Raw genomic sequence first — 3698 nt, 5'->3', positions numbered from 1 at the left:
AATTCTCGGGAAATATGATTTAGAAAAAGAAGATAAAACCAATAAACACTATCAATTTCTCTACTCCCAAGATGCCCAACAAATTCTCATAAGATCCCTGAATCATTTCAATCGTTTAAACAGTTGAATGCTCAATATAAACGAGGAGAATTAATTAGGGTTGGCTGAAAAAAGCAGAGTGTGGGAAGTGTGGGAAGTGTGGGGAGAAACAGAAAGTAGAAGGAATAATTGTAGCTGTATCTTTACTGTACTTTTCTGCCTTTAATCCTAAATTTTTGGTCACTCAAGCTGAAAAATTTTCACTTTTTTTCGCTCCAAAAAGGCACTTACCTTTATATGTCAGTTATATGTCAGTGCTTTTAGATTTAATCAGTAAACCCTAATTAATAAGCCACAACTTCCTAACTATCGTAAAAAAGGGGGATATGCTTTAGTAACTTATCTCAAACAGGCATTAAAATTCAAAGGCAAACAAATCAGACTCCCTCTAGAGAAAACAGTTAAAAAATGGTTTCAAATAGATATTTTTTCTCTGTAAATACCATCAAATTTAGACTTTAAAGACATCAAATAACTGCAAATCTTGCCACTAAATAAATGTTTTTATGCCTAATTTGTTTATGAACAAAAATACCTTATTAAACCGCTCCTAAATTTTGAAAAAGCCCTTTCAATCGCTCCGGGATTAAATAATTAGAATCCCTTGTTTTAACCAAGGGAGAAGTCAATGCTATACATTCTGCAATACACCACTAGCTATTGCCACTAAGATTAATACCCCAAAAGCTAATCTGTACCAAACAAATATCCAAGTATCTTGAGTTTGTAAGTATTTAATTAACCAAGCAATTGCTATATAAGAAAAAATTATTGCAGAGATAATGCCAGCGATGGTAGGAAATAAGCCTATACCTCCAAACCCTTCATCGAAGAGAGTCTTCAGTTCCACTAAACCTGCTAAAGTAATCGCTGGAAGACCTAATAAAAAAGAAAATCTTGCTGCTGTAGCTCTTTCTAATCCCATAAACAATCCACCTGTAATAGTTGACCCAGAGCGAGATACTCCAGGAACTAATGCCAAGGTTTGGGCCATACCCATCAGTATCCCATCTTTAATATCTAGTTGTTCAAAGTTACGTTTTCGGCTTCCAACTCTTTCTGCGATACCTAATAACAAAGCCATAACTATTGAAGCAATGGCGATCGCTACTGTACTGCGCAGTGGGGAATTATCAAAATCTGGAATAAACAGTTTAATCAACAATCCAAAAAATACTATTGGTAAGGTACCAAAGGCAATGCCAACTGCCATTTTGAAATCTGGGGACTGATAGTCAGATTTCAAAATAGATTTATATGTACCAATTGTGATTTTTGTCAAGTCATCCCAGAAATACCAAACAACAGAAACAATACTGCCTAATTGAATAACTGCAGTAAAGGCTACACCAGGGTCTCCCCAACCTAGCCCTACAGGGACAACCTTCAGGTGAGCGGTACTACTAATAGGTAAAAATTCTGTTAATCCTTGTACCATTCCGAGAATAACTGCCTGAAAAATAGTCAACTGTTCGGAAGTGGCTATTGGCTCAGATGGTAATGATTGGCCGACTTTTTCTAGAGAGATAAAAATTAGAGCGCTGAGAATGACTGCACAGAAAAATTTCATCAAGTAGCGTTTTCCTAGAATTATTAGTGAATTATAGCATTAATTAAATTTAGTTAATTTTGGCAATTTTCAGCCATCAAAACCCTTTATTTTCCATCGGTTTTGTCTATTTTTAACTAGGGCTTGCTGATTAACTCTCAAAGCATTGAAAGATAAAGGCAAGTGCCTTTTTCGGTCGAAAAAAGTGCCAGCTTTTCGGTCTTTTAAGCTAAAAAAGTTCGCATTTTGAGCAGACAATCTGACTTCCCACACCTACCCACACTTCCCACACTCTGTTTTTTTCAGCAAATACTAACTATTCCTAAACAATCCCCATTGGGGGGATAAAAATGTTGTTAATATAAAGATGCCCTAGGAGGGGATAAAATCTATGATATATTAAATAAAATAAAGTTAAGTAAAAAATATTGAAAATACCTTGTTTGAAAATACTTTTTTTGCTATAGTAGATAATTTTTTTCCAGCTCTGATGGAGAAAAATTTTTTGGTATTTGTTTCAGAAAAAATTAGAATCAGCCAAAAATGGGCTGTGTTCGGCACTGCTGTATTTCTAGTGTCAGTACCAGTCTTTTTTCAAGCTCCAATGGTACGTCAACTGCCCTGGTTAAGTTTAGGGATGACAGGCTTTTGGTTGTGGCTAAGTTTAAAATTGCTGAGAAACAGAGCAACTAATTTATGGGGTGATTTATTATTGGGGTTTACTTGGAGTTGGTTCACCGGTTCGATATACTGGGGTTGGCTACGACAGGAACCATTTCTCCACTTACCAGTTGAAGCAATGTTTGTACCTTTGGCAATATGGTCTTTGAGACACAATCGAGAAATGGTAGGCAACTGTTTTTATTTAGGGTCTCTACTAGGTACAGCAGTTACAGACGGATATTTCTACATAACTGGCCTAATTCCTTATTGGCGACAGTTAATGATAGTTGAACCAGAAATGGTCTTAGAAGTATTTCAAGATGCTTTAACTCAAGTGCGTACTTCCTGGGGGATAACTTGGATTATTGTGTTAGTTGGGATTCTATTGCTGTTTGGTATTGTACCTTTGCAGTCTAAAAAGTTATACTGGTGGGGGTTTGGAGCAGCAGTATTGAGTACAATTTTAGTAGACAGTCTGTTTTTGTTGGCTGCTTTTGTGGCCTAAGACAAAATTTCAGAGGGGGTGAGAAACAGTTAACTAAAATCTACCCATAACTCGACATATCTCACCTTTTGTCTAGTTTTTCTCTGGCCATACGTTCAATTACATCGCTTAAGCTATTTGCACCTAGTTCCATTTGTTTTTTCTCCAACCACTGTATAGCTGTCTCAGTTAAAGTCATAGTAAATCTACGTTTCTCTTCGTTGTAAATCTTTTTCCTGGCCATGGTTACATTTTGGAAATAAATCATATATAATATGAGTATTACATTGCAGGTCGAACAATGCAATTAGTAGAAAAACACATAATAAGCAAACAACATCAGCATTGGAAAGAATGCGATCGCCTAGCTTTACATTCAAAACATCTCTACAATAGTGCTACCTACTTACAACGGCATCACTTTTTTGAAACTGGTAAATACTACAATTCGGTAGATATCTACCACCAAACCAAAAATTTAGAAGCTTACAGGTATTTACCGACAAAGGTAAGTAAACAAATAGTTAGAAGAGTTTCAGAATGTTGGAAAGGTTGGTTAGCGGCATTAAAAGATTGGTCAAAATACCCTGATAAATATTTAGGCCAACCAAAGATACCTAAGTATAAGCATAAAGAACGCGGTATAAACCTTGTGATTTATCCATCAGATGCGTTATCTAAACCTGCTTTAAATAAAGGAATAATTAAACTTTCTCAATCTAGTATTGAATTTCCTACTTTTGTTAGTAATATTAACCAAGTTCGTATTGTACCTAAGCTAAATTGCTATGTCATAGAAGTTGTTTACACTGTTTCCGATGTAGAACAAAAACAATCTAATTACGTTGCAGGTATTGATTTAGGATTAACTAATTTAATGGCTATAACTTCAAATCAACCAGG

4 protein-coding genes are annotated in these 3698 nt (G+C 35.5%); 2 read left to right on the top strand and 2 right to left on the bottom strand.

Annotated elements, in window-relative coordinates; genetic code table 11:
- Positions 1-730 precede the first annotated feature (730 nt).
- Positions 731-1669: an undecaprenyl-diphosphate phosphatase gene (locus ACP6PM_RS14460; protein ID WP_426585728.1), complete on the bottom strand. Its 939-nt coding sequence runs from the start codon at positions 1667-1669 to the stop codon at positions 731-733.
- Between the two features lie 418 nt (positions 1670-2087).
- Between ACP6PM_RS14460 and ACP6PM_RS14455 the strand changes: the two genes are divergently transcribed.
- Complete coding sequence (locus tag ACP6PM_RS14455) at positions 2088-2816, top strand: DUF3120 domain-containing protein (protein ID WP_426585726.1); 729 nt, start codon at positions 2088-2090, stop codon at positions 2814-2816.
- Positions 2817-2877: 61 nt separating this feature from the next.
- Here ACP6PM_RS14455 and ACP6PM_RS14450 read toward each other — a convergent pair whose 3' ends face one another.
- Complete coding sequence (locus tag ACP6PM_RS14450) at positions 2878-3039, bottom strand: hypothetical protein (protein WP_426585724.1); 162 nt, start codon at positions 3037-3039, stop codon at positions 2878-2880.
- 57 nt (positions 3040-3096) lie between these two features.
- Here ACP6PM_RS14450 and ACP6PM_RS14445 point away from each other — a divergent pair.
- A partial coding sequence (locus ACP6PM_RS14445) for a nuclease/transposase family protein (RefSeq protein ID WP_472847521.1) occupies positions 3097-3698 on the top strand: 602 nt, incomplete at its 3' end.

Source organism: Dapis brunnea BLCC-M229, from assembly GCF_050015995.1.
Taxonomy (GTDB): Bacteria; Cyanobacteriota; Cyanobacteriia; order Cyanobacteriales; family Microcoleaceae; genus Trichodesmium.
This window is presented reverse-complemented; position numbering and strand designations above follow the sequence as displayed.

Excerpts from the sequence above, each read along its gene's own strand:
- ACP6PM_RS14450 (WP_426585724.1), bottom strand. The coding sequence starts at position 3,039 with ATGGCCAGGAAAAAGATTTACAACGAAGAGAAACGTAGATTTACTATG.
- ACP6PM_RS14460 (WP_426585728.1), bottom strand. The coding sequence starts at position 1,669 with ATGAAATTTTTCTGTGCAGTCATTCTCAGCGCTCTAATTTTTATCTCT.